The sequence below is a fragment of the Chryseobacterium sp. SIMBA_038 genome, assembly GCF_046535115.1.
Classification (GTDB): Bacteria; Bacteroidota; Bacteroidia; order Flavobacteriales; family Weeksellaceae; genus Chryseobacterium.
The window spans coordinates 1-521 of record NZ_JAWRXH010000020.1 but is presented as its reverse complement, the minus strand read 5'-3'; the positions used below and the strand labels follow the sequence as shown (position 1 = coordinate 521).

Genomic DNA, 521 nt, shown 5'->3' with positions numbered 1-521 from the left:
ACAAGGATCATTACAATTTGAAAACCGGCAAGCGCACGTACAGGAAGTAGTTTCTGTACGTTCATAGCCCTAAGAATAAGCAGTAAAGCAATAGTAGCAAAAGCAATAGACATAATGCCCAGAGGTTTTGAGAATATCCACTTTAAAAGAGGGATGTCTGAAATATATGCTGTTAAAAATACAAGAAGTCCGGTAATAACTACGAAGATCATGGTTTGCTTAGATTTTCTGATCATTAAAAGCAAATCGGCTTTATCACGAGTTTCTCTTAATGAAAAAATGGAAGCAAGATAAGCGCAAAGTGCTACCGTAAATAAACCTACAGAAACTCCGAACCAGTTTAGCCAACTATAAATATACAGATCCAGAAAAGTGGTCGCATCAGGATTAATGGATTGCGAAACGGTCGCCGCTGCTATTAATCCTAGAAACAAAGGTGTTAAAAGGCTGGCGTAGTAAAATATCTGAGTATATAATACCTGCCAGTTATCTTTTACGGCATCATAATGTCTAAATGTAAA

At 36.9% G+C, this 521-nt stretch carries 1 protein-coding gene; it reads right to left on the bottom strand.

Annotation, left to right across the window (positions count from 1 at the left end):
- Window positions 1-521: cytochrome d ubiquinol oxidase subunit II (locus SB689_RS22530; RefSeq protein WP_410694311.1), on the bottom strand; the 521-nt coding region annotated here is incomplete at both ends.